The organism is Acidithiobacillus sp. YTS05 (assembly GCF_024396695.1).
Classification (GTDB): Bacteria; Pseudomonadota; Gammaproteobacteria; order Acidithiobacillales; family Acidithiobacillaceae; genus Igneacidithiobacillus; species Igneacidithiobacillus copahuensis.
Genome location: NZ_CP094359.1, coordinates 1400512 through 1422265 on the forward strand (window position 1 = coordinate 1400512; position 21754 = coordinate 1422265).

The 21754-nt window shown below is 56.0% G+C and carries 26 protein-coding genes and 1 pseudogene; 11 read left to right on the forward strand and 16 right to left on the reverse strand.

The genetic code is table 11. The features are described 5' to 3' along the window. The first annotated feature begins 46 nt into the window (after window positions 1-46). The 8 genes from MQE22_RS06925 to MQE22_RS06960 all read left to right on the forward strand — a co-directional run bounded on the left by MQE22_RS06925 (window position 47) and on the right by MQE22_RS06960 (window position 5107). Entirely contained in the window at window positions 47-877 is an 831-nt protein-coding gene (locus MQE22_RS06925) for a hypothetical protein (protein WP_255789415.1), read from the forward strand. A gap of 274 nt (window positions 878-1151) precedes the next feature. Further along, on the forward strand, window positions 1152-1334 hold the full coding sequence (locus tag MQE22_RS06930) for a hypothetical protein (protein WP_255789416.1): 183 nt from the start codon (window positions 1152-1154) through the stop codon (window positions 1332-1334). Between the two features lie 211 nt (window positions 1335-1545). Next, window positions 1546-2067, forward strand: coding sequence for a hypothetical protein (locus MQE22_RS06935; RefSeq protein WP_255789417.1), 522 nt, complete (start codon window positions 1546-1548; stop codon window positions 2065-2067). Between the two features lie 3 nt (window positions 2068-2070). Next, entirely contained in the window at window positions 2071-2547 is a 477-nt protein-coding gene (locus tag MQE22_RS06940; protein WP_255789418.1) for a DUF7665 family protein, read from the forward strand. Beyond that, window positions 2537-3022, forward strand: a complete 486-nt coding sequence (locus MQE22_RS06945; RefSeq protein ID WP_255789419.1) for a hypothetical protein — start codon at window positions 2537-2539, stop codon at window positions 3020-3022. Before MQE22_RS06940 ends, MQE22_RS06945 begins: the two co-directional genes overlap by 11 nt. Window positions 3023-3191: 169 nt before the next feature. Next, the gene (locus MQE22_RS06950; protein WP_255789420.1) at window positions 3192-4421 is read left to right on the forward strand and encodes a ThiF family adenylyltransferase; all 1230 of its coding nucleotides are present in this window, start codon (window positions 3192-3194) and stop codon (window positions 4419-4421) included. Between the two features lie 67 nt (window positions 4422-4488). After that, the gene (locus MQE22_RS06955; RefSeq protein WP_255789421.1) at window positions 4489-4617 is read left to right on the forward strand and encodes a hypothetical protein; all 129 of its coding nucleotides are present in this window, start codon (window positions 4489-4491) and stop codon (window positions 4615-4617) included. A 19-nt stretch (window positions 4618-4636) separates the two neighbouring features. Beyond that, a complete protein-coding gene (locus MQE22_RS06960) occupies window positions 4637-5107 on the forward strand; it encodes a hypothetical protein (protein ID WP_255789422.1) in 471 nt (156 codons plus the stop codon). 861 nt (window positions 5108-5968) lie between these two features. Here MQE22_RS06960 and MQE22_RS13840 read toward each other — a convergent pair. The 16 genes and pseudogenes from MQE22_RS13840 to MQE22_RS07030 all read right to left on the reverse strand — a co-directional run bounded on the left by MQE22_RS13840 (window position 5969) and on the right by MQE22_RS07030 (window position 20074). Continuing rightward, complete coding sequence (locus MQE22_RS13840; RefSeq protein WP_483190445.1) at window positions 5969-6406, reverse strand: TubC N-terminal docking domain-related protein; 438 nt, start codon at window positions 6404-6406, stop codon at window positions 5969-5971. Next, a complete protein-coding gene (locus tag MQE22_RS06965; RefSeq protein WP_255789423.1) occupies window positions 6393-7544 on the reverse strand; it encodes an AAA family ATPase in 1152 nt (383 codons plus the stop codon). Before MQE22_RS06965 ends, MQE22_RS13840 begins: the two co-directional genes overlap by 14 nt. 106 nt (window positions 7545-7650) lie before the next feature. Beyond that, window positions 7651-8538: a toprim domain-containing protein gene (locus MQE22_RS06970; protein ID WP_255789424.1), complete on the reverse strand. Its 888-nt coding sequence runs from the start codon at window positions 8536-8538 to the stop codon at window positions 7651-7653. A gap of 4 nt (window positions 8539-8542) precedes the next feature. Then, entirely contained in the window at window positions 8543-8803 is a 261-nt protein-coding gene (locus tag MQE22_RS06975) for a helix-turn-helix domain-containing protein (RefSeq protein WP_255789425.1), read from the reverse strand. A 74-nt stretch (window positions 8804-8877) separates the two neighbouring features. Further along, entirely contained in the window at window positions 8878-9693 is an 816-nt protein-coding gene (locus tag MQE22_RS06980; protein WP_255789426.1) for a hypothetical protein, read from the reverse strand. Window positions 9694-9828: 135 nt separating this feature from the next. Continuing rightward, window positions 9829-9915 (reverse strand): annotated as a pseudogene (locus MQE22_RS13845) (DUF2442 domain-containing protein); the annotation flags it as partial. A 110-nt stretch (window positions 9916-10025) separates the two neighbouring features. Beyond that, window positions 10026-10307 (reverse strand): helix-turn-helix domain-containing protein, encoded by a 282-nt coding sequence (locus MQE22_RS06985; RefSeq protein WP_255789427.1) that lies wholly within the window; start codon window positions 10305-10307, stop codon window positions 10026-10028. Beyond that, window positions 10304-10630, reverse strand: coding sequence for a type II toxin-antitoxin system RelE/ParE family toxin (locus MQE22_RS06990; protein ID WP_255789428.1), 327 nt, complete (start codon window positions 10628-10630; stop codon window positions 10304-10306). Before MQE22_RS06990 ends, MQE22_RS06985 begins: the two co-directional genes overlap by 4 nt. Then, on the reverse strand, window positions 10627-11853 hold the full coding sequence (locus MQE22_RS06995; protein ID WP_255789429.1) for a tyrosine-type recombinase/integrase: 1227 nt from the start codon (window positions 11851-11853) through the stop codon (window positions 10627-10629). Before MQE22_RS06995 ends, MQE22_RS06990 begins: the two co-directional genes overlap by 4 nt. Window positions 11854-12653: 800 nt before the next feature. Further along, window positions 12654-13187: an HGGxSTG domain-containing protein gene (locus MQE22_RS07000; RefSeq protein WP_255789430.1), complete on the reverse strand. Its 534-nt coding sequence runs from the start codon at window positions 13185-13187 to the stop codon at window positions 12654-12656. A 34-nt stretch (window positions 13188-13221) separates the two neighbouring features. Further along, window positions 13222-13443 (reverse strand): hypothetical protein, encoded by a 222-nt coding sequence (locus MQE22_RS07005; RefSeq protein WP_255789431.1) that lies wholly within the window; start codon window positions 13441-13443, stop codon window positions 13222-13224. Then, window positions 13440-15797 (reverse strand): DUF3987 domain-containing protein, encoded by a 2358-nt coding sequence (locus MQE22_RS07010; protein ID WP_255789432.1) that lies wholly within the window; start codon window positions 15795-15797, stop codon window positions 13440-13442. Before MQE22_RS07010 ends, MQE22_RS07005 begins: the two co-directional genes overlap by 4 nt. Window positions 15798-15977: 180 nt before the next feature. Next, the gene (locus MQE22_RS07015; RefSeq protein WP_255789433.1) at window positions 15978-16181 is read right to left on the reverse strand and encodes a helix-turn-helix transcriptional regulator; all 204 of its coding nucleotides are present in this window, start codon (window positions 16179-16181) and stop codon (window positions 15978-15980) included. Window positions 16182-16325: 144 nt separating this feature from the next. Continuing rightward, window positions 16326-17570: a tyrosine-type recombinase/integrase gene (locus MQE22_RS07020; RefSeq protein ID WP_255789434.1), complete on the reverse strand. Its 1245-nt coding sequence runs from the start codon at window positions 17568-17570 to the stop codon at window positions 16326-16328. A gap of 373 nt (window positions 17571-17943) precedes the next feature. Continuing rightward, window positions 17944-19278, reverse strand: a complete 1335-nt coding sequence (locus MQE22_RS07025; RefSeq protein WP_215871146.1) for a GGDEF domain-containing protein — start codon at window positions 19276-19278, stop codon at window positions 17944-17946. A gap of 1 nt (window position 19279) precedes the next feature. Continuing rightward, window positions 19280-20074: an alpha/beta fold hydrolase gene (locus MQE22_RS07030; RefSeq protein WP_215871145.1), complete on the reverse strand. Its 795-nt coding sequence runs from the start codon at window positions 20072-20074 to the stop codon at window positions 19280-19282. Window positions 20075-20601: 527 nt separating this feature from the next. On the opposite strand from MQE22_RS07030, the gene MQE22_RS07035 reads away from it, so the two are divergent. From MQE22_RS07035 to MQE22_RS07045, 3 genes are all read left to right on the forward strand, one after another. After that, window positions 20602-20889: a BufA1 family periplasmic bufferin-type metallophore gene (locus MQE22_RS07035; protein WP_215871144.1), complete on the forward strand. Its 288-nt coding sequence runs from the start codon at window positions 20602-20604 to the stop codon at window positions 20887-20889. Between the two features lie 9 nt (window positions 20890-20898). After that, window positions 20899-21366, forward strand: a complete 468-nt coding sequence (locus MQE22_RS07040; RefSeq protein ID WP_215871143.1) for a DoxX family protein — start codon at window positions 20899-20901, stop codon at window positions 21364-21366. A gap of 81 nt (window positions 21367-21447) precedes the next feature. Further along, window positions 21448-21735 (forward strand): BufA1 family periplasmic bufferin-type metallophore, encoded by a 288-nt coding sequence (locus MQE22_RS07045; RefSeq protein ID WP_215871142.1) that lies wholly within the window; start codon window positions 21448-21450, stop codon window positions 21733-21735. Window positions 21736-21754 lie beyond the last annotated feature (19 nt).

The following is a 21754-nucleotide window of genomic DNA, read 5'->3' on the forward strand; positions in this document are numbered from 1 at the left end:
CCCATTTAATTGGTGATCAATAAGCCACGACGAAATATGGAGAACCATGCAAAAAGCAACTTACAAACTCCTTAACCACATTGAAGATACGGTCATCTATAATGACGTGCTTCCTTATATGAAAGCAAAGTATCAGGACGGATTTGCTACATTAGTCATACCGGATGTGGTTGCCGTAGACTTGAACCGCAGACAAGGATGTCTCAAATTATACGAAGGGGCCACCTTCAATGAAACGTGGGGACACGAAGATGGGGGAAGCAGGATTGATCTCGATACGGCCAACCTAATGATTAATATGGTGAGCGATCTTTCAATAATCGGTACTCCAATAGTTGAAGATATATTTCTTCGCGGCGGCATATCGCTTGATACAATAGCTTTTGACCTTTCTCGGTGGAAAGAGAGCCTTAACTCTGGCGATCGGCAACAAAGGTTAGCCCGACGATTTGATCCTAGCGAAATCGAACAACTGCAACAGATTCATATTGCTGGAGAGAGACTGTTCAGTAATGGCGATTTCTATATAAGAAATGTTGTCCGACAAGAACAGAAGGCTGTTCTTGTTGACTGGAACTATTTTAAAGGGTTCCGCTGTTGCTATATTGACTATAGAGTCAATATATTGGCTTTTGCATATATACATATGTGGGGGAATACTCAGTGGCAGTCCCGTTTGCGAGCGCTTGCGCTGGAAAGATTTGGGATTTCTGAGATAGAATTTGCTAACGCTGCGGTCATTAAGGCGGTTGAGCAATATCTTTTTTTAACTAATAACACAGATATATGCGATATGTTCTGTAATGCAATGGTGCGCACCGTCAAAGAGACCTTGGCTATTTTCAGGGAACGGCCGGAGCCGGGTTGTGAAGCATGAAATAGCGACCAAAGCCGAAGCTGCCTCAGGTTATTTCATGAAACCATAAAGATCTTCTTTCTGGAGTGCGACCTGTTAACGATACACACGCTTGTAGCGTCTGCGCAACAAGTCCTTTTCGATCACGGAAGGGATATTCTCATGCAGCAGACCACATGGTAAACTTTTTTGAAAGTCTCACCCACCGGGGGACATAATTACAGGAATCGCCCCGCCGGCCCCGGCTCAGGGGCGTTTTTTTGGTTTGATACCCACATACGGCAGGAATGTCACCTTGATGCTGCCGCGCCCGGCGGGCGTCTTGGTTATGCACAGCCGGATATATGGGAAGTCTTTCCGGTATCACTATACCCCCTTGCTGCGCATGGCCGGAGCCGACTTCATCCCCGCCGCCCAGCGCTACTGCTCACAACTGCAGCACCGCGTCCTCCGTTTCCTCGGAATCAACGACTCATGAAATGCGACTTTGACGGGGACCTGGCGCACCCCTTGACGGCTCCAAACTAATCAGGCATTCTGTTGTCTATTCAGGCAACAACTTTCTTGAGCGCTCGCGTGCAACCAAGACGGTTGGATGCAGGGATGAATTGTGCGGGGTTGTTTCATGGGACAACAAGTGTCCCATACACCTCATACGACCGCAACGGTGATTTTGCGCGAGGTGATTTATGGAACGTGAACTGTTTGAGCTGTTCTTGCACGGCAATGGAGAACCAAAGGTCATTGAGGCTGCAGGCGACGAACTCCTGAAAGAGGTGCTCGCGCGCCACGATGCCTTGCCGGGCGAAGACGAATTCGTCTTCGTGGGGGAGGCAGACGAGGCGCGCTGCAATGTGGAAGGTGAGTGCGACACCCATGCACCGGCCGACTTGAATCTAACGGTGCTGGAGTTGTTGTTGCCCGAAAAGCAGCATATCCACACGAAGGCGGTGCACAGCATTGAGGTAACCGTAAACTACAACGGCCAAGAACCGAAGCGCCACTTTTCGCCGGCCGCCACGGTGGAGACGGCCACCGTCTGGGCCAAAAGACGCTTGCACATCGACGACGTGGCAGGTGCCGAGCTCGTACTGGAGCTTGAGCCGTCCAAGACCATTCCGCGCATTGACCAACATCTCGGCGATCTCCTAATGCCTGGAGAGCGCACGCTCGAGTTCAACTTGGTCAAAGAAATTACTCCCCAAGGTTAGCACATGTCGACCAACGCACAGCGCCTGCTCGAAGCGGAACTTGTCGGCGGGCGCTTTCGAGCCGGTGTTGCCAGGGGGTATTGGTCGCTCGCTACCCCAGTGGCGCAACTCGCTTGGCCTTTTGTTGATACCTGGATTACGGCGTCGCCTCGTGAGAGCAGTCCTAGCCGGTGGCTTGTGCATTGGGACGTCGGCAATTATGGCAGCCAACCGAACACGGGCGGCTTCTGGGACGAGAAGACCGGCGCCTTCCTCGCCCCAGAAAAGTGGCCTAAGGGCCGTCCTGGCTCCACTGTCGCTGCGGTGTTTAAGACGGCCGGATGGGCTGCGCCTGGGCGCGGCTTCTACCACCACTACGACCGACTGGCGATCCCAGGCCATCCATGGACACAGGACGCCTGGACTCCCCAAGTGACACTCACCGATTTCATGACGTTGGTGTATCGTTGGCTGAACTGCGGAGATTACGTTGGACAGTAACGAGCAGATTGCGATCTCGCTGCTGCTGTGGCGGCGATTGGTACGCCAGTTAGCTTCGCGCGGCCGAGGCCGCGAGTCGGGCGCGTTTCTCCTCGGCCGGCAGGATGTCCCGAAGAGGCAGGTCGTCGACTTCATTTGCTATGACGATCTCGACTCACGCGCGTTGAACTACGGCATTGTGGAGTTTCATCGCGCCGGCTTCTCGTCGCTTTGGACCCTCTGTAAAGAACGCCAACTGCACGTTCTAGCCGACGCCCACACACATCCGACGCTCGACGTTAGACAAAGTGCAGTAGACAAGGCGAACCCGATGATCCCTGTCGTGGGACACGTAGCGCTGATCCTGCCATCCTTCGGAGACACGTCTGGGTGGTCTCTTTCGCGAGTGGGCATCCATCGCTTTCTCGGTCAACGCCGGTGGCAGTCTTTCACTGCGTCGGACCCTGATGTCCCTGTGCGTTTAACCTTATGGTGATCCAATGACTCACTTCCCAGCATTGGGGGACATATCCCGTATCGACAAGCTTTGGCTCGACCGTGATGGAACGACGCCCGGAATCTCCAGGGCTGCGCGAACAGCCCATCGGCTGCAAATTCTTGTCGGGTCTGACGTAGCCGGTTCGCACGCACTGCAGGTGGCAGTGATGACAGCGGTGAACCTAGCTGTGAAGTGCTTTGCAGCCCCTGTGCTGGTGACTGCGCCGGACGACGTCTGGACAGCTCAAAACCTAACGCGCGTCAGCATAAAGGGAACCATCGGGGAGGCGATCGAAGAACTCGGTGCAGAACGCTCGGTCGCAGACCTTGACTCTGATTCGATCAGCATCCTGGTGGGAAACGCGCAACAAAAGCGTCGATCCCTGCGCCTTACGTTCGATGGATGGAGAGTCAGCGTCGGGCCTGCCACGAAGGTTCCGCGGCTTCCGGAAAATCCCTTATGTTCGTTGGCACCGCTTGCGGCGGCGGCGGTCGCTATTGGCGAAGTATTCGCCTCTTTCGCCCGCATTGCCATAACGGCCATGCGCCGCCCAATCGCCTTCTCCTTGTGGCGTCCCGACTTACCCATAGCTTCGCCGGAGTCTCTGGGCATCTTGGCCGAGGAGGCGCCCCTGGAGCTGTCCTGCTTCGGCCTTGGCCACCTAGGGCAGGCGTATCTTTGGGCTTTGGCATGCCTCCCTTACGGTGACCCCCGCGCATCGACGATCTACCTGTGCGACGACGACGCCGTTGAACCTCCGAATCTGGAGACCGGCGCGCTTCTGAACTCGGGCATGGTGGGTGCCCGGAAGACGCGTGTGGTCGCCAGGTGGCTTGAGGATCGGGGCTTCAATACGCGGCTAATCGAGCGATTCGTTGATAGCAACTACCGGCGAAGCAGCCGCGAGCCGGCACTGGCGCTGTCAGGCTTCCATGACAATCAAGCACGCCACTGGTTGGCACAGGCCGAGTTTCCGCTGATTTTTGACTCGGGACTTGGGGGAGATGCCGAGAACTTCGACTCCATCGCTGTGCACACATGGCCAAACCAGCGGACCGCCGTGGATCTTTGGCCGGTGGAGGACGCTCAGAAGCGGCGAGAGAGGGAGGCCAAGGTGCGGCGCCAAACAGAGAATCCGGGGTACCACTCAATCAGCCCAGACGAATGTGGGCGGGTTCTCGTGGCAAACAAGTCAATCGCGGTTCCATTCGTCGGTGCGTTGTCGTCCGCCTTCGTGTTGGCTGAATTGCTGCGCACCGTCAATGCGGGCCCGGTCTTCCACGACGTTCGGTTGCGGGCTTGCGCGCTATCTGATCGGTCGCTTGCGTCTGTACTGCGCGTCGGGCAAGCCGAGCCCGTTAGCGGCATTCGCTTGCAACGACTCGTTCAGACGTGAGCTCGGACAACACAATTGGCCAGCCGGAACGCAGGCGGTTATTAATCCAGCATGCCAGACAGCGGAAATGCTCGGCAAACGCATTGTCCTGATCGATGGCAAGCAGTTGGCCAAGTTGATGATCAAGCAAGAGGTCGCATGTTGTGTCGACGAGGCCATCAGCCTCAAGCGAGTAGATGAGGAGTTTTTCGAATAGATCAGATGGGACGGAGACGGTGCCAGATTTTACCACAAGCAAGGGTTTTGCCATGCCCAACATCCGGGTCAGGAATACGAGAACTCAACGCCTTGTATGGTCTACGCAAGTTAAGTCTGCGGGTGTTGAGTTTCTTCCAAATCAAGAAGTTGATATTGACGCGAACTTGTTTAACAGCTTACGAATAGCAAATGCTCATTACGGGTCTTGCGGACTCGAATGGAATGAAGGCGAATTGCAAGCATCGCTCAAAGAATTCAAAGCATTGTGCGTTGCAGAGTTTGAGTCTTTGGGTATTCCTGCCGTCAAAGCATCTGTTGCCTCTGGCGAACTTGCAAGGGGTGATAAACATGAATATGCACTTGAATGGTTGCAAGGAAAGTCGGAAGCACGAGAGCTAGAAACTAAACGGTGGGCGAAATATAAAACCATCGCAGCAATCATTGCCGCTGTAGCAACGATTGCCAGCATTGTTGAGCATTTTCTTTAACACTTCCTGTCGACAGTCCGGTTTGGGTGCCGCTTCGCACCGCAGAGAAAAGCGGTCACACCGGTACTGCGCTGCGTCAATGTTGGCTACGCGCACGACACCAGCCATTGAGCGGAGCCAATACTACCGACGGCAATGGCCGAACTCCGGTAGTTCGTGAAGCCATCACCGAACGTCAGCTTCTGAGTCGATAGCACTCCACTCAAGCTGGACGGGAACGGCAGCTTCCGCTGCGTTCCTGTCATTGGTGTGTTCTCTGCTGAATAACCGCGTTGCCAGTCTTTACAGCAGCAACAGACATGGACGCCCCTATCATCAGCTCTATGCGCAAGAACAATGCCGATTGTTCTCACATAGCTCGCTCAATGTGGGTAATTCGTCCCGGAAAGCAAGTGCCATAACGTTTTCACTCATAATCTACGAAATCCCAGGCAAGTTGTCCATTGGGCTCCATAAAATAGGGTGCTTCAGTGACTGATCCAGATCTTGCGGTTATAGTGGATGCCGCCATGGCCTCAAGGTAGGCCAACAGCCGCCGGCGTTTCTTGTTTACCGCCTGCCGGGTGCAGCCCATCATCCTGGCAAGTTGTGCTTGGCTTGCACTCGGGAACTCTATGCGTAAGGCCACTAGCTTGCGGAGTGTGGGGGGAGCGAGCCGAACGAGTCTATCCACGTCAGGATTGGCTACATCCAAAGGCTGTACGGATCCTTCTGTTGCCAAGTCCTCCAGCAATTCCCCGCCCTGGGCGTGCTGCTGCCTCATGCGGCGACTTGTAAGCGCCTGCGGAGTCGTTTTGGCAAGTTGTGGGTCGTTCTGGAGCAACCACAAGTCGGCGGGATCAAGGTGCGAGGATCTCATCGCTATCCTCCTCGCGAGTTTATCTCGTCTGAGTTGAAGTGGGAGCATTTTCGCATCGCTTGTGGCCAGCATGCGCTTCCATCGGGTGACAGTCCGCTACGCGTGAGAGCGCAACGGCCAAGGCCAAATGCAGAGTCGCTTATATCTTGCGACATGGGCCAGAAATTTCCGCAGCTACAGCAGCGCAAAGATTCTAATTTCCGGGTCATAGCTGACCGCTGTTTGCCATTCTCAGCATGGATGGCAGCCGTGCGATTTTCGGACTGTTCCATGCGCTCTGATGCCACCAAAGAAAAAATAGCGGAACGGTGCTCCTGGATTGCCTGCCGCATTTCGTCGGTGAGCAATCCAGAAGGCCGAACCATGAGGCGGTCGCCCTTAACGGTGAGGGCGAGGCCCAGGCTCCTGAGTTCCGCCAAAAAAGAATCAGAACTCTTCATAGCCGCCCTCCTCGTCCTCGCTCGTCGTCTCGTTCCTCACCCCCCTCATGCCTAAAGGCAAATGAGGAGAGTGAGGAGCAACAACAGAGCTTTCCCCGTTTTCCTCAAATGAGGAATGTGAGGAATCGGCCAGAGAGACAAAAATCCCGTCTATGGTGATTAATCGCCTGTCCTCGAGAGCAGCTATCCAGCGCGAGAAGTTGTGAATGGCCATCCCTTCCTCTTTGGCGGCCTTGCGCCACTCGGACAGTTCCACTTTGGCAGCTTTCGTGTCCCTGCCACCTTGTGCAAGGTTGCGCTCATATTCGGCAATCAATCGCTTGAGAATGGACAACGCCAGCCTTTGCTTGTCGCCCAATCCCTTTTCTGGCTTGGTGGATACCTGGGGCAAGTCGCAGGCCACTAATACCGCGCTTTCGGTGGGTGTGCCGTCCTCGTCCGCCCAAGCCTGGGGAAGCTCTACTGTGCGGAATTGGAAGGCTAGAGGCCGGGCAGTATCGCCCCCGCGCTGCTTGGGGTTTGTCAGAACGATAACGCCACGCTCTCGCGCTTCCAGTACGGCCATGGTGTCTATTGCGCCTTTGAGTGAGGAATGGCCGCGCGGCTCACCTGGAGCGGTTTTGCTGGGGTGGTGAATTACCAGGCACGTGCAAGTGTATTTCTGCCGCAAGCTATCCAGAGCATCGACAAATCCTCCCATGGCCTCGGCACTGTTTTCGTCACCAGATAGCCCACGCTGCAAAGTATCCACAATCACCAGCCCGGGTGGTTCTGGCATCGCGTCGATTTCGGCTTGTATGAATGCCAGTGCGTCCTTGTCATTCAGGGCCACGCCCCCGCTGCTCAAGTGCAGAGGCGCCGCGCTCAAGTCGTCATACACAATGCCCCAAGCGCAGGCCCGGCGTACCATGGCGGCCTGTCCCTCACCAGCCAAAAACAGCCCGCGAGCTTGCTTGGTACGGATGCCGTGCCAAGGCTTGCCAAGCGCCACGCAGCAGGCCATATCCAGGGCAACAAACGATTTGCCCCGTCCCGGCTCTGCTATCAGCGCGGCAGTGGTGTTTCGTTCCAGCCAACCACGCACAAGCCAGTCGATAGGTCGAGGGTGGGCCAGCAGTTCACCTATCGCGGTAAACAATGGCGGGCGGGCCGCTTGCGGCTCTGGTATTTTAACTCCAGCAGTAGGCGCGGCGGGGGGTGCCTCGTCGCAACCATAAGGGGGCACGGCGTCCCAATATTCTGAGTTAAGCACGTGCCACCCCCTGCCGATTGGCGTTCAGCAAGTCCAGCCAATCGGTACAGCCTTCCGGAATCTCGGCAGGTGGCGGCAGAAGATAAGCACGGGCCTTCTCCGCCGCTTCCTGCCCTTTTCGCCGGCCAACAGCATCAAAATCCGGGCAGATCACAAGATCCAACGCAGGCCATTTGGAGCGGGCTGCTAGGGCGACGCTGGCGAGGTTCCCCGCGTCAAGGCCAGCAATGCAGCACACTTCCGTGCGCACGATCTGCAAAGCACAGGCGGTGCCCCAGCCCTCACAAATCCAAAGCGGGCGACTGCCGTCCGGCCTTGCTGACACTGGAATATAGCCACCGGCCTTTTTCATGTCCGCAATGAATCGCTTTGTGCCACCCGGTTGTATGTATTGCACTCCTCGCAGGTACCCGGCGAGGTCTACCACCGGCAAAACCAGAGAGACTCCACGTTGCCGCGCAATGCCCGGGGCAAGGTGTTTGCGTTGCAGGTAGGCATGGGCAGAGCTTGCAGGCTGAGCATGATTCCATACCCACGCGCCCCTCTGTGCGGCTTCTGTGTGCCGCGCCCGTTCCGCGGCCTCTCGCTCGGCCTGTTCGCGCTTAATACGGCGCCGCAGTGTATCCCGCTCGGCTGGACTGAGGCGTTCTGGGCGCTTGCTGCACCACTTCACTCGGCAACCGGTCCGCCAGTCACCAGCAACACCAGCAGGTGGCGGGTCGAGGTGTAAACGATACCAGCCCGTCCGTTGCCCCGGCTTGTCAGTAGTGAGACAGACCCGGTGCAGTTTCCCATCTGGAATAATGCGCTCGCCATTGGCAAGCTCGATGCCGCCTTCAGCCAGGGCCTGAGTAAATTGCTCGATGATGTCTGAGGCCATTGGATCAGCTGCCTGCGCCTTGTCGGCGCTTAGCAATCCAAGCGGCAAGATCTTCCACACGATAACGCACCAATCGGCCAACTTTTATGTAGGGCAAGTTATAACGCCCAGTGGTGCGCCAGTTAGTCAAAGTAGAGACTTTGACGCCCAACACTTCAGAAGCAAGCTTTTCGTTGATTTGTAAGGGGATAGCTTCAGGTGGGTAGCCCAGGGTACGGCCAATCTCTGCGACAATCGGGGCCACAGATTCAAAATTGCTCTGCATGGAAGTTGCCTCACAGTTGCGGATAACGTGAGGCTAGGATCGGGGGAGCCATTCTCCCGATGCGGCAAATAGCTCTATTTGCTGTTTGCTGTTTTGCGAACTTTGATGGCTTCGGGAATTTCTTTCATGGCGTCCCGGATGGTGTGCTCAGATGCAGGGGTGCCTTGCAGGTCCAAGAGCGTCATGATTTCACTGGTGGCGCTCCTCCCCTTCGGATCAATGCCCGCTTTGATACAGAGCGCATTGACGACGCTCAACAATATCCGGCGGCTGGTTACCGCCTTTCCGCCCAGCACATCCTTAGCGACGGCTTGCTCGGCTGCCAGATGAAGGGTCTCTATCCGCCTGATTTCTTCGGACAGGATCACCAAGTCATCTTTGGTGACACGTGGCAATAACATCCCGTTATCGACGTCCCTCTTCCAAGAGACAATGCCGAGGAAAGTAGCGCGCTCAAAACCGCTAAATCCGGTAAATATTAGACCACCAACCCATTCTGGAAGATCGTCGTATCCAGTTAGCGAGCGAAGTATTAAGTGGTCCGGAACGACCTCTTTTTCCCCATCGAGAAGATGCAAGGCTTCTACTCTGCTTAGTTTGAACGTTGTCCCGGCCATCATATACCACGTGCTATCCCACAGTTTTCGTTCTATTTTTCCATCCGCTGAGTCTGAAGCATGGAGCAGCCCTAGCTCAACTGCGCGCTCATAGGTGAGCAGTGTGTTGTCAAGCTTATCTAACACTATGGTTTTTAGTGGTGTTTGGAGACGGGCGCAAATCTCAATTTTGTTTTCCGTTGCCAATCGCAAAAGGAAGTCGATCGATACCGACCACCTATCGATTACTTCCTCAACGGTGTAATAATCTGGTTCTGGCAATTGTACCGACATAATCTCTACCTCCTGCGGAATAGGTGTCATCCCCAAGGCCGGCAAGGCCTCATTTTTTCGGGGGTCAGACCAGGGCATGGCAACAATTGGTTATTCTGTTCTTCCTCGCAGTGCGGGTACCCCTCTCAGCATTCCCTAGGTGCTCAAGTCCTCATCAATCTCCGGCCAATGGATGCGATAGCCACCACCTGCAGTTTTCCAGGCGGCGTGGACCTTCGCGCTGGCATGGGCTAGGCAGGGGTGTCATCCAAGAGGAACCGATATAATGCGCCAGCCCATGAGTCGCAAGGTTGACGTGCCCTCGGTGTTCGGCACGTCTGCTATGCGTTCATTCAAGAGCGTGGCTCCAGCCGCACAATGGCGCGGCTTCCAGTAGCGGCGGCGATCCGCGCAATGGTTCGCATAGATGGCGGGGATTTGCCACTTTCCAGACGGGCAATAGCCGATTGGGTGGTACCCATGCGTTGCGCCAATTCTGCTTGCGACAGCCCAGCGCGGGTCCGGGCTTCGATCAACTCGCGAGCGAGGCTGAACTCATCCTCCAGCGCGTCGTATTCCGCTTTGAACGCGGGGTCTTTCATCCATTGCTCTTTCAGTTCCGATAAGCGGCTCATTGCAAAACCTCCTTGGCGCGTTGCCGTGCCATCTCTATGGCCCGCTTGGGGGTCTTCTGCGCTTTCTTGACAAAAGCATGCAGGATGACCAGCCGTCTCCCTGTTGCAGTGACATATATCGCTCTGGCAATCCCGTCCGGCGCCTTGGCGCGTATTTCCCAGAGCTTGCCCTCCAGGTGTTTGATATGTGGCTCGTGGACCTGCTCTAGGCCCACCTGCTCAATCAACTCCACTATCCGCAATAGACGTGCGCGCAACGCGGACGGCAGGGCGTTGAGTTCATCATCAACACGCTGGTCAAGTGTCTCCGTGACCCACTTCATAATATAGCGTTTTTGCGATGGCTAGGCAATTTTTTCATCGGCGTGACCTCGACAGGTTTTTTGACTCCGGCAGCCACCAGAATGGCGTCGGTGCCTCTCTGCCAGGCATCGGCAACGGGGTCTTGCGCCAACCTTGCATAGACGGCGGTCGTTTGCTGCGAGTGGTGTCCCAGCCCCTTGCCTATGACAGCCAGAGATACCCCCGCATCAATCTGAAAGGACGCAAGCGAACGGCGCAAGTCGTGGATGCGTAGGTCATCAATGCCTGCCCGCTGCAATAGCCGTTTCCAGCCCTTTTTGGGTTCTACGAGATGGCCGGTCTTGCCAGGCCCGGGAAATACCCACCCCTGCGCCCCGGATGTCTCTGCGCGGGACTGCAGCACCTCTATGGCGGCGTCGGTGAGAGGTACGGCAATGCTATCGCCAGCCTTTGCCTTGGAGCCAGGAATGGTCCACGTTTTGCGCTCTAGATTGATCTCCTTCCAATGCATCGCCAGCACGTTGGACCGACGTGCCCCGGTCAGCAGGGACAGCATGACATAATCGCGCACGTCCGGACTTTCCTCGGCGGCCAGTGCCTCAAAGAATCTTGGCATTTCATCGGGGTGCAGGCGACGATCCCGACTTTCCTCTCGGTTCATCTTGAGGCCAGCAGCCGGATTGCCCAGTCGCGGAATATCCAGTGTGTTGATTCCGAAATTGAACACGGCACGGACCAAGGCCAATACACGATTGCCCTGATAGATTCCGGCTCCCGTGCTGACCTTCCGGTGCAGAGCGCGAATATGCTGACGTTCGATATCGGACAGTTTCTTCTTGGCGATCTCTTGCAGGTGCAGACGAAAGTTGCGCTCGTCGTTACTCAGGCTTTTTTTACCCTTGGCGCGGCAATCCTTCACCCATTCGCTGAACAGGTCGGAGAACGTCATCTCTGCCTTCTTGATGCGCCGCTGCTCAGCCGGGTTAGTCCCTGCGGCAATCTGGTTGATAATCCCCGCGGCGGTCGTGCGAGCTGTCTCAATGGTCACGGTAGCGGCGTCGCCTATACGAATTTCCTCCACCCTGCCGTCTACCTTGCGAATGCAGTAGAAGGTCTTGGTCCCGGCCGGGGAAATATATACCGCTAGGCCTTTTTGTTTTTCGTCATAGACGCGGCGACGCTTACCGAGGATTGGTTCCAGCGTCGAAAGGCTGGCTTTGGTGAAATTCATTTTTTCAGGCATCGTGGTCTCCCATTAATCTGGAACCAGTGATTTCGCGTCATTCGGCCGCACATACGATCTACTGCATTGAATAATATAACATTATAAGAACGATGAGCGGAACGATCAGACCAACTGATTCGGGTTGGATCATCCAACCTATATCCAACCAATTTACGGTAAATTCATCAATTTTGGCAAAGGTAGTATCTGCCTAACTAATTGATAAGTCAAGATACATGAGAGCGGGTAAAACGTCGTAAATGCCAAATCCTAAGACTCTTAATCAGCGGGTCGTGGGTTCGATCCCCTCACAACCCACCAAATAAAACAGGCACTTAGCGCAGTCGGCTAGGTGCCTTCAATTTTTCCCGTAAGCATATCGTAAGCATCTGAGAGAAAAACCGACCCCGTGCGCGGTGGAGAATCGCAGCGGAGCGCCAGCAGGCAGCCAGACAGGGAAACCCCAAGCACTACACCGGGCTGGTAACCCCGGTAACCCCGGTTTTTAGCGGGGTCCACTCCGCAGCTTTTGCACGGTGGAGAACAGCAGCGCCAGCGCCAGCAGAAAACCGCTATAAATGCCCTGCAAGGCGCGATCAACGGCGGACCCAAACCCAAAACCCCAGCACTACACGCTGAAAACCGCTCCTACGGCAAATATGGGGCCTTGGCGGGCATCTCTGCCCGTGGGTGTGGTGCGTTCATGGGGTTTGCTGGTGCAGGATGGTGTCCGGCGGGTGCAGGGGGGCGCGGGGACGGTCGAAGAAACACAAGAAAGGTGGGTCAACCCCCTCGCAAATTTTTCACCGTGCAGGGGGTTATTTTTTGGGTGGGCCTCGCAGCAGGCGGGCTGCCTTGGCAAACGCCCGTGCCTGCTCCTTTTTGTTTAGTGGTTTTCTCGGCGCGCTGCCCTCCCCTGCACGATCCCAGTCCCAGAGTTTCTTTTCTTCCTCGTCTGACCAGCGCCTAAACTCGTCCAGCGTCCTACGGTCGGCCTCGCGCAAGGTCTCCCATACTTCCGCATTACTCATCTCGGCCCGTAGCCCGTCGATGGTTCGCTCTGGGTCGTCTGGCACCGTGCAGTAACTGCCCGGCCCGGCAATGGCAACGGTCCACCGGATGAATTTAATGATTTTTTTGAGGTAGGCGACCTGCCGCTTGCGCTCGCCCCGCTCGTGCTCCGCAGCCAGGACCGCCTTTGTGCGCCTGCCGTGCTTGAAATTCATTGCCGCGACCCGTGCAAGGTCTTCGCTGGTTTTTGGACCCGTGGACAGCCCACCATGCAAGCGGCAGCGGGTCTTGCCCGGCACGGGGTGTCTCTGACACTGGCCGCCCGAACGGGTGCGTGCCATGCAGCGGTCCTTGATTGGTCTAGGTGTGGACGGCTTAGTCATCGTCTGATGTTCTCCGGTCGATCTCGGCCAACATGCCCCGCGCAAGGGATACGGCTCTGGTGACAAGCATGTGGCTGTTCAGTCGGTAGACGTCTTCGTCCTCCGACCAGATGACTCGCCAGTACCAGTCCGCTGGGGTGATTGCGCGCAGCGCGGCGGCTGTCATGAGTAGAAGTTCAGCGCGTGTTGCTTTACTAAGGATTGGGTCTTTCATTTCAAAACTCCAAAATTACCAACGGAACGTAGCCGGTCGATCACGGCCAACATGCGGGGGGTTCTCGCCACCGAAAATTTTTCAGTTTCCTTAGAGGATGGACTGACAAAACTGACAAAAGGGGGGCAAATGGGGGTTTTGGCAGTTTTGTCAGTGCCTTCCCCTAGAGATTCAGAAAAATTTTTTAGTTTAGGGTTGATGCGGTATAGGGTCGTTGGTCGTCCGTTGGTGTCTTGCTCAACCGGCAGGAGGTGCCCAAAGTCAACCAGCACGCGCAGGGCGCCATCGGTGGCCTTGCGATCCAGCCCAGACCATCCCCGGCGGTACACGTCGCGGGCAGTGATGGGGTCGGGCAGGGTTTTCAGCCTCTCAGACAGGGCGACAGCGGCGGCCATATCGGGATCAAGGGCTACGCTATACACGCGGCGGGCATGGCTCTCCAAGTATCGGGCCCAGCCGATTGCCCGGCGGACGTGCTCTGCTTTTACGCGCCCTATCGCCGCCCCCCCTTCGACCAAGTGCGACAACAGCGCAATGCTTGGGACCAGAGACCGATACTTTGCCATGTGGCTCTCCAGTACGGCGGACAAGTCCTCCACCCGCAGCCGGGCCTCCAACTCCGTGCGCCAGCCGTCGAAAACTTTTTGCCCTTCCTCGTCGAAGCGTAGGGCGGGCGGCTCGTCATCAACAGTAGGGGCGGTCAGGTCCGCCAGCCTCTCGAATATGCCCCACACCCCCTGCTTGGCCTCGGTATCGGGCCAGCGGTCCACGTTGCGCCACCCCCCTATTGCGTCGGGCCAGACCAGCAACTGAAAACGTTGCAGAAGGCCATCATCCCCTGCACCCCCTTGGGTTGCTTGGCTAACGTAACTCCGAAGCGGTCCCGGTTGGATGCCGCCAAGCACGGACAGGGTAACTTTGTCGATGAACACGCTGCCGCGCGCGATCCGGTCATAGGTGAAGGGCTTACCGCCAGTCCATGCCTCCAGGTAAAAGGCGCGATCCCCCTCGTGCCCGTCTCGGTCCATATTCCGCAGCCAGCCCACAAGCTCGTCACGAAAAAGCAATAGACCCTCCGGGTTCTCCTGTAGAAGCTCCCCCAATTTCTCGACAGTGGCGTCATTGGCTATATACCGCCGCAGCGTGGGCGGTGCCGGGGGTTGCTCTTTTCGTAGCATCTCCACCAGCACGCTTTTGTCCTGGTCGCTCTTGTCTAGCAGCTTGGCAGCCTTTTTTTTGTTGGCGGCAGCCCGTACCTTGCTGGCCTCCATCTCGGCTTCATAGGCATTCATCTTCTCCGCGTGCAAGCTGCGCGCCAGCTCCTCCATCCGGTACAGCATTTTGGTTGCTTCGCTCAGTGCAGGGGTTTTCATCAAACTTGGTCTGCCTACGATTGCACCCCAAAGGTTCGGCAGGACCGTCCAGTCGTCACGACGCTTGGGTTTGATCGCCACGCGCCCCCCGACCACGCTAGACAGGCAGACCAGAAAAGCCACGGCGGGGAAGTCCAGCGGGCACTGCAACCGCTCTGCTATGTCGGTGACGTAGGCACGCAAGCCCAAAGGCAGCAAGTTCTCATCGAACGAATCGACAGGCGGCAGGCCCGTGGGCAGCGGTTCCGGGTCGGGCATGGGGGCAGGTGTGGCTGACTTTTGCGGGGTCCACTTCGCGGCTTTTGCGCGGACGATCAGTGCTTTGACGCAGGCCCCAGAAAATCGCTGATCCTCGGGGCGCTCCAAGGCCTCCTTGATAGTTTCCTCTGGCTCGTCCTCAAACCCCTGCGCGGTCCTGCTCATGCTGACCGCCAAGCCCAAAACGTCGATTCCAGCGGCCTCGAGCTGGTCGCGGTCATGCGCCAAGGCGTCCATCGCAAACTGCCAATCGTCCCGATTCTCCAGCCTTAAAAATGGGGCAATCTCGGACAGTTCGCGTTCTGAGTCGATTGAAGCCACCCACGGCTGGCGCTCACCAAACCCCTGCATGGGTGATTCTTTGGGTTTTGGCGCGGCTTCTTGGATAAGGGCCAGCAAACCGGGTGGAATCTCTGCGATGGGAAGATCGCGCCAAACCGCATAGCCGGGGCTTGGAAAGTCTCGCACAAAACCGCCAACCGTCCGCAAATCGACACCGGGCAGGATGCCAGTTCTATTGCCCAACTGCGCCCCTTTAGGGAGCGCGTACCAGACGTGCAGGCCGCCTGATTTAGTCTTGGTGATCAGCGTGTTATGGCGTTCTTTCCAGCGTTCTTTCAAAGACTTGACGCCATCTTTCCCGTTTTTCCGGTCAAGGTCTATAACGACATAACCGGGCGCAATAGGATAGGCAATAACTTCATCCTGCAAGGGGTTGTCCAACGGTACAACGCCCGTGCCTGCGCGCCATCCCTTGCGCGGCTTTGGTATACCGTCCCCGTAATCTATCAGGGCCATTTTGCCCTGCACGGTGGGTTGTATTAGGGCGTAAAAATCTGCTATATTTTTCATCGAATTGCACTCCTGCCCGCCCTGAATGGCGGGCTTTTTTGTGGGTGGGGTTCATGCGCTGGTGCTTTTCCGGGTCTGCGTGTCCAGCCAAGCATTAAGATCGCTCCCCAGATAGCGGACGCTGCGACCGATTTTCCTAAATGCCGGGCCGGTCCCCGCCCACCGCGCGCGCTCGAACCAAAATTCTGACTTGCCGAGCAGCGGGGCGATTTCCTTTTGCCCGTACAGGCGGGTGCTCTCGAATACAGTTGCCATGGGAATCTCCAATCATTTAAAACCACGGCAAGAGTACACGACCGGCGGATAATATCGCAATTACCGCGCAGTGGTACTATTACATAAGCTTATGTTTGAATTTGGTTTTTATTTTTTTATACGGCGCAGTGGTATTTTTTTAGGCTATTTATTGCCGCTTTTTATTGCCTCTGCCCCCCCGTGCATGGGGAGGACAACGGCAGACGATCTCACGCCCGCCGCCGACAAGATAAAATCCTCGATAGCCTGCACGGGTCTTTTAAGGCGCGCTATGCTGTGCTGGATGTATCCGGCGGTAATGTCGCCGCCGGACCCGCTCTTGTGATTTGCAAGGGCTTTCAGTGCGAAATAGGGCACGTCCACCGCGTCCGCCACGGTCAAGAATGACCGCCTCAAGTCGTGCCGCTGAATATCGAGGCCGGTAGCCTCTGCCACTTTGTCGATGCCATAGCGCCGATTGGTGGGCAAGCCTTTCTCGCCGGTGAATACATAGGCGTCGCGCCGTGGCCGTGCAGTGAGCATGGCGGTCAACCATTCGCCCATAGGCAGGCTGTGGTCGGTGCCGTTTTTCGTGTTTCTGACCGTCAAGGTCCGACCGGCAAGGTCCACGTCCGCCCACCGCAGGTGCAAGGCTTCATTCGCCCGCAGGCCCGTCAGCAGCATGGTCCGCAGATAGTCGCGCCATGAGTCTTGCAAGGCTTCCGTAGCTGCCCACCATGCTGCTATCTGGTGCGGCTCCAGGTGCCCGGTCCGCCGAGCTACCTTGTACATGCGCTTTTTGAGAACCGCGACCGGGTTGTCCTGCATGATGGGCTGACCGTCCGCCGTTCGGTAAGTGTCCGCCGCGTAGTTCATTAGCGCCTTGAGATACCGCGCAAGTTTATTGGCCGTAGCCTGTTTTGGCTTCCCCGTGGTCTCGTTGATCTCTTTTCCTACCCGTGCATGGAGCTTGGCTATTGTGTCCCGCCCGATACTGGTCACGGGCTTATCCATCCATGCAGTGCAGTGGATGCCCAATGTGGTCTGCAAGTCTTTCTCCGTGGACCTCTTGAGCTTCCCGGATGCCAGATAATCCGCGATAACCTCCCGCAGCGTCTTTGCCTGTAGGGTCTCGGCTGCCTTCTGAGCAACCGGGTCTCCACCCTTGGCGATCTCTCCAATATGCGCCAGCGCCAGCTTCCGCGCCTGTTCGACCGTGATCTCAGGGTACGCGCCCAAGGTGATGCGCTTCTCTCGGCCCTTGATGCGCCGCTGCAAGATGAAGGTCTTTCGCCCGCCTGCCGAGATTCGCAGCCCAAAGCCCTTGGTCTCGCCGTCCCAAAGAAACCCCTGCCCGGTTGCTGGCGCTTGGGCCGCGTCTATGTCGGTCTTGCTGAGCTTGCCTGCCATGTTTCCGCCCTCGCCGTCCTGTAAGCAAATCGTAAGCAAATCGTAAGCAGATCACCTCAAATGGCTGCTTACGACTTCAAACAAAGTATAGTCTATTCTACCTAGTTTTTCAAACGTTTGCAGGCGTTTGTATGTCTAGATAAAACAGCGTAAAACTGGCAGGGCGAGGACTCTTAATCAGCGGGTCGTGGGTTCGATCCCCTCACAACCCACCAATCAAAACAGGCACTTAGGCAGATCGTCCAAGTGCCTTAATTTTTCTGGGCTAATCTAGGCTAACCAGTGTATCGCAGAACCCAGAATCGCTCCCGTCCGTCACTGTGAAATAGAGCAGGCTAGATCGCCAATTTTGCTTGTCGCCCGGGAAACTACCTCACTGGCTCCACTCGCAGCGATTTCTGCCTCCTTGCTTGGCTCGATAGAGGGCGGTATCCGCCCGCGGAATAGTATCTTCTGTAACTCCTTCCCCAGTACGGTAAAAAGTGGCCCCCAGGCTTATCGTGACAGAGATGGTTTGCTCTGCTGCGACTCGTATAGGTCGATGGGCGATACTCGCTCGCAATCGCTCTGCGACAAGCGACCCTTCCTCCGGCGTTCTTACCGGCACCAAAAGCACAAACTCTTCTCCGCCCCAGCGGATGAATACCCCTGCGTCCCTCTGCCGCAGCTGACCTTGCAAACGCTGGGAGACAGCGCGCAGCACGTCGTCTCCGACGGCGTGGCCGAGCTGATCATTGATCGCTTTGAAATGATCGATATCGATCATCATCACGGCGGTTGAATTCTCAGACGTGCTGGTTTTCTGCTCGAAATCGTTACGATATCGTTCCAAGAAGTGTCGATTGTAGGCGCCGGTCAGGGCATCCCTCTCTGCCGTCTTTTGCAACGACTGTTCTCTTATCCGCTGCGCGGTGACATCCTGCAGAATCCAGACACGCCCTTGCCGCGCATTGCCCAGAATGGGATGGGTATCCACATAAAGGACTTGCTCGTCGGTCGACCAATCGCACTGAATGGCAAACTGCAGATCCTGTTGCAGGGGAGCATACAAACGCTGCAGCTCTGCTGCATTGATGCAGCGATCCCGCAGTTTCTGAAATGCACGTGCAATGGTTGCCACGGAAGATTGTCCAGCAGGAATCCCCAATAGTGCTTCCGCCGTGGAGTTGACATGGCCTACCGTGCCGTTACCCTCAATCAGGAGAATACCGATCGGAAGGCTATCAAAAAGATCGTGGAATTTTGCTTGAAAATATCGGCGTTCTCGAAGTAGCCAGTAATCCCCGAGCATCTGCCGCAAAACGCTGCGAAGATAGTCCAGGATCAATGCATCCTGGAACGTCTCCAAGGGTCCAGATTTCAGAAGGAGCAAGCCACTGTATCGTTCTTCCTCGGCCTCCACAGCGAGAAAATAGAGGTTTCTCTCCTCCGCCGGATAGAGCATCAGCAACGCCGATGACAGGTGCGATACGGACGCACTGAGATCCACGATGGCTGCCGAGGTATCGAGTCTTTCGACGAGGTTTTCTGGCCGTATCTTCTGAATCGGAAGATCCGCATTGCTCGCGAGAATAGCGATGTCCTCACCTACTCGCCAATGGACCGTGAGCACCAGAAACGCGCCGCTCAGATGGGAAACGAATCGACAAAACGCCGTGAGCCCCTCGGGAATCCAGGTATCAGCAGCGGTTGCTGGGAACGCATCCATTTCAATAGATCTCGATTGGCAAGTAGGAACAAATTGCCAGACAAACGTCAGGCGCACTCGTGACGTGTGGGAGATGACCGGGGGCCTCGATCCAGTCGAGGGTGCTTCCGGAGATGTGTTCATGGAGCCAAAGAGCCACACCCTCTGGAACTGCAAAATCTTGACGGCTATTGATCAAGTGAACGGGCTGCCGAATGTTTTCGACCAAACGCCGTAGATCCGAGTGAAAAATCATTTGCAAGGTACGCAAAGCGATATCCGGCTGCAGGCGAAAGAGGGTCTTGGCATAATCTGTCAACAACGCAGCATCTTCCAGCCCAAAGATCTGCGGTGCAAAGCCTGCTGCCCAGGCCTGATAATTTGTGGCCATTGCGGTGTACAAGGTATCCAGATCGGTTGGCTGCAGTTCTCCCGGATAATCGGGCTTCTTCAGGTAGTGTGGCGAGGCACCAATCAGGATCAGCCGCGCGAACAAGTCTGGGCGGGCAACGGCGGCGATGGCACCGATCATACAACTCATAGAGTGGCCAATATAGGTGACCGACTGCAGCCCCAAAGTATCCAGCAGCTGAATCAAGTCATCTGCGTAGGCGAAAAGAGTGGAATGATAATCTGCTCGATATCGATGCGCCGTGTCAGTATCCGAACCTGCTCCCGCCAAGTCGTAGCGAATATAGGCCAGATCCTCTGGAAGGCAGCGCAGGAGCGCGTCCCAGGCGCTCCTATCAGTGCCAAAGCCATGGCCCAAAACGACGGGGAGGGTTCCCGTGCCGTCCAGTTGCACGTATGAACGCAAGGATTCCGGTAGATTCAATTTGATGCCTCTCGACGTTTCAGGTGGGCAGACCAAAATGCAAGTTCCCGAGGGACAGGTGGTCATGACGTCATTCTCTCAAGGATCGAGCTCTCGTCAAAGTCCAAAATTTTGTGATGAATGCTATTACATTACCCATGAGCCGATCTCGCAAGACTCTGCCGGAAAGTCATCTTTCGCAAGTTCCGGGGAATTTTTGCACGGCTCCAGAATGGGGAAAAGGGAAACGAGCCACCTGTGCGGGAGCCCTCAATCGCTACCGTAGATTCGGCGATCTGGTCCTCATCCACGCCGATCTGAGCGCAGAGGAATAGGTAGCTTTCCGCGTCCACATGGGTGCTGCATTTGATCTTTGAAGCGACGCTTGGCGGTGCGTATGGCCGACTCGGGGAGACCAAATCGCATAGCTGCCCAGCCAGTAGCTGATTTTGAGCCTGTAATAAATCGGAGGTTCTGGCGACTAACTAGGTGAAAGCACTGAGTTACGGTGTTACCCAAGGAGAAGTCAAATGTCCAATAGTAGAACTGTATCCAAGAATTCCCTGTCAGAAAAAGTGGCGGTTGGCGCCTTAGTAGCGGTGATGGGCATGGCTGGGTTGGTCATGGCGCCCCAGGCCTATGCCTCCAACTGGGTCAAGTGTTATGGCATTGCCCGGGCGCACATGAACGATTGTGCGACCACCACCCACTCCTGTGCGGGTCAATCCATTCATAATGGTGGCAAGTATTCTTTCTTGCTCTTACCCTCCGGGATCTGCCAGAAAATTGTGGGTGGCAGTCTGGTGCCCGGCAAGTAGGAGGCAAAGATGGCCAGTTGCTCCATGCTCATGCATCGGATGGACCAGATCTACGACCGTCTGGTGCAGTCCGCCCAGCATCTTTCCTCCCTTGCAGCATTGGGCGCAAGGCTCTGGGTAGCGCAGATCTTCTGGAATGCGGGTGTCGTCAAGTGGCAAAGCATGTCGTCCACTATCACCTTGTTCCGGTACATGTATCACGTCCCTCTTCTACCACCGGTGTGGGCAGCCTATCTTGGAACGGGTATCGAGTTGGCGTTTCCCGTGCTGCTTGCGCTGGGAATGGCCGGACGTTTTGCCGCAGCTTTTCTCTTTATCTACAACATCCTGACAATTATTTCCTACCCTCAGATGGGTTGGACGGGTGTTCTTTTTCAAGTGCCGTGGGGGATATTCCTCCTGTATTTGACTATCTATGGCCCTGGAGTTCTATCCGTTGACGCAGTTATCAACAAGGTTTGGAAGACATCCAGATAGCCAAGCTCTTTCTCCAGCCTGGGCTTCGGCGCAGGAATCGTGAGAAACCACGTGGTATTGACTGAAAAAGGAGTATCGTAAATGGAACAACACGGAAGCAACCGGAACAAAATGGTTCGGCATGTCGCCATGGCTGGGGTTTTGGCGCTTGCGGGGGCAGGTTTTGCCAGTACCGCTTGGGCGGGCATGATGCCCGAAGGGTACGTAAAGTGCTATGGCATCGCCAAGGCGCATCAAAACCAGTGCATGTCCATCGGTGGTATTACCCGAGGGTCGGCCGCAACCAACGGTAACCCCGATGCCTGGCTTGCTGTACCGAAAGGGGTTTGTCAGAAGATTGTGGGTGGTAGCCTGACTCCAGGCAAGTAAGCGGCGCTTTGGTCCAGGC

Bases quoted from the DNA above. Each gene is read 5' to 3' on its own strand.
- MQE22_RS07000 (WP_255789430.1), bottom strand. From the start codon at position 13,187: ATGGCACGCACCCGTTCGGGCGGCCAGTGTCAGAGACACCCCGTGCCG.
- MQE22_RS07025 (WP_215871146.1), bottom strand. From the start codon at position 19,278: ATGGATGCGTTCCCAGCAACCGCTGCTGATACCTGGATTCCCGAGGGG.
- MQE22_RS06985 (WP_255789427.1), bottom strand. From the start codon at position 10,307: ATGAGCCGCTTATCGGAACTGAAAGAGCAATGGATGAAAGACCCCGCG.
- MQE22_RS07020 (WP_255789434.1), bottom strand. From the start codon at position 17,570: ATGGCAGGCAAGCTCAGCAAGACCGACATAGACGCGGCCCAAGCGCCA.
- MQE22_RS06925 (WP_255789415.1), top strand. From the start codon at position 47: ATGCAAAAAGCAACTTACAAACTCCTTAACCACATTGAAGATACGGTC.
- MQE22_RS06940 (WP_255789418.1), top strand. From the start codon at position 2,071: ATGTCGACCAACGCACAGCGCCTGCTCGAAGCGGAACTTGTCGGCGGG.
- MQE22_RS06935 (WP_255789417.1), top strand. From the start codon at position 1,546: ATGGAACGTGAACTGTTTGAGCTGTTCTTGCACGGCAATGGAGAACCA.
- MQE22_RS07005 (WP_255789431.1), bottom strand. From the start codon at position 13,443: ATGAAAGACCCAATCCTTAGTAAAGCAACACGCGCTGAACTTCTACTC.
- MQE22_RS06950 (WP_255789420.1), top strand. From the start codon at position 3,192: ATGACAGCGGTGAACCTAGCTGTGAAGTGCTTTGCAGCCCCTGTGCTG.
- MQE22_RS06995 (WP_255789429.1), bottom strand. From the start codon at position 11,853: ATGCCTGAAAAAATGAATTTCACCAAAGCCAGCCTTTCGACGCTGGAA.
- MQE22_RS07015 (WP_255789433.1), bottom strand. From the start codon at position 16,181: ATGGCAACTGTATTCGAGAGCACCCGCCTGTACGGGCAAAAGGAAATC.
- MQE22_RS06955 (WP_255789421.1), top strand. From the start codon at position 4,489: ATGCTCGGCAAACGCATTGTCCTGATCGATGGCAAGCAGTTGGCCAAG.
- MQE22_RS07045 (WP_215871142.1), top strand. From the start codon at position 21,448: ATGGAACAACACGGAAGCAACCGGAACAAAATGGTTCGGCATGTCGCC.
- MQE22_RS07035 (WP_215871144.1), top strand. From the start codon at position 20,602: ATGTCCAATAGTAGAACTGTATCCAAGAATTCCCTGTCAGAAAAAGTG.
- MQE22_RS06990 (WP_255789428.1), bottom strand. From the start codon at position 10,630: ATGAAGTGGGTCACGGAGACACTTGACCAGCGTGTTGATGATGAACTC.
- MQE22_RS06970 (WP_255789424.1), bottom strand. From the start codon at position 8,538: ATGGCCTCAGACATCATCGAGCAATTTACTCAGGCCCTGGCTGAAGGC.
- MQE22_RS06980 (WP_255789426.1), bottom strand. From the start codon at position 9,693: ATGTCGGTACAATTGCCAGAACCAGATTATTACACCGTTGAGGAAGTA.
- MQE22_RS13840 (WP_483190445.1), bottom strand. From the start codon at position 6,406: ATGAAGAGTTCTGATTCTTTTTTGGCGGAACTCAGGAGCCTGGGCCTC.
- MQE22_RS06975 (WP_255789425.1), bottom strand. From the start codon at position 8,803: ATGCAGAGCAATTTTGAATCTGTGGCCCCGATTGTCGCAGAGATTGGC.
- MQE22_RS07040 (WP_215871143.1), top strand. From the start codon at position 20,899: ATGGCCAGTTGCTCCATGCTCATGCATCGGATGGACCAGATCTACGAC.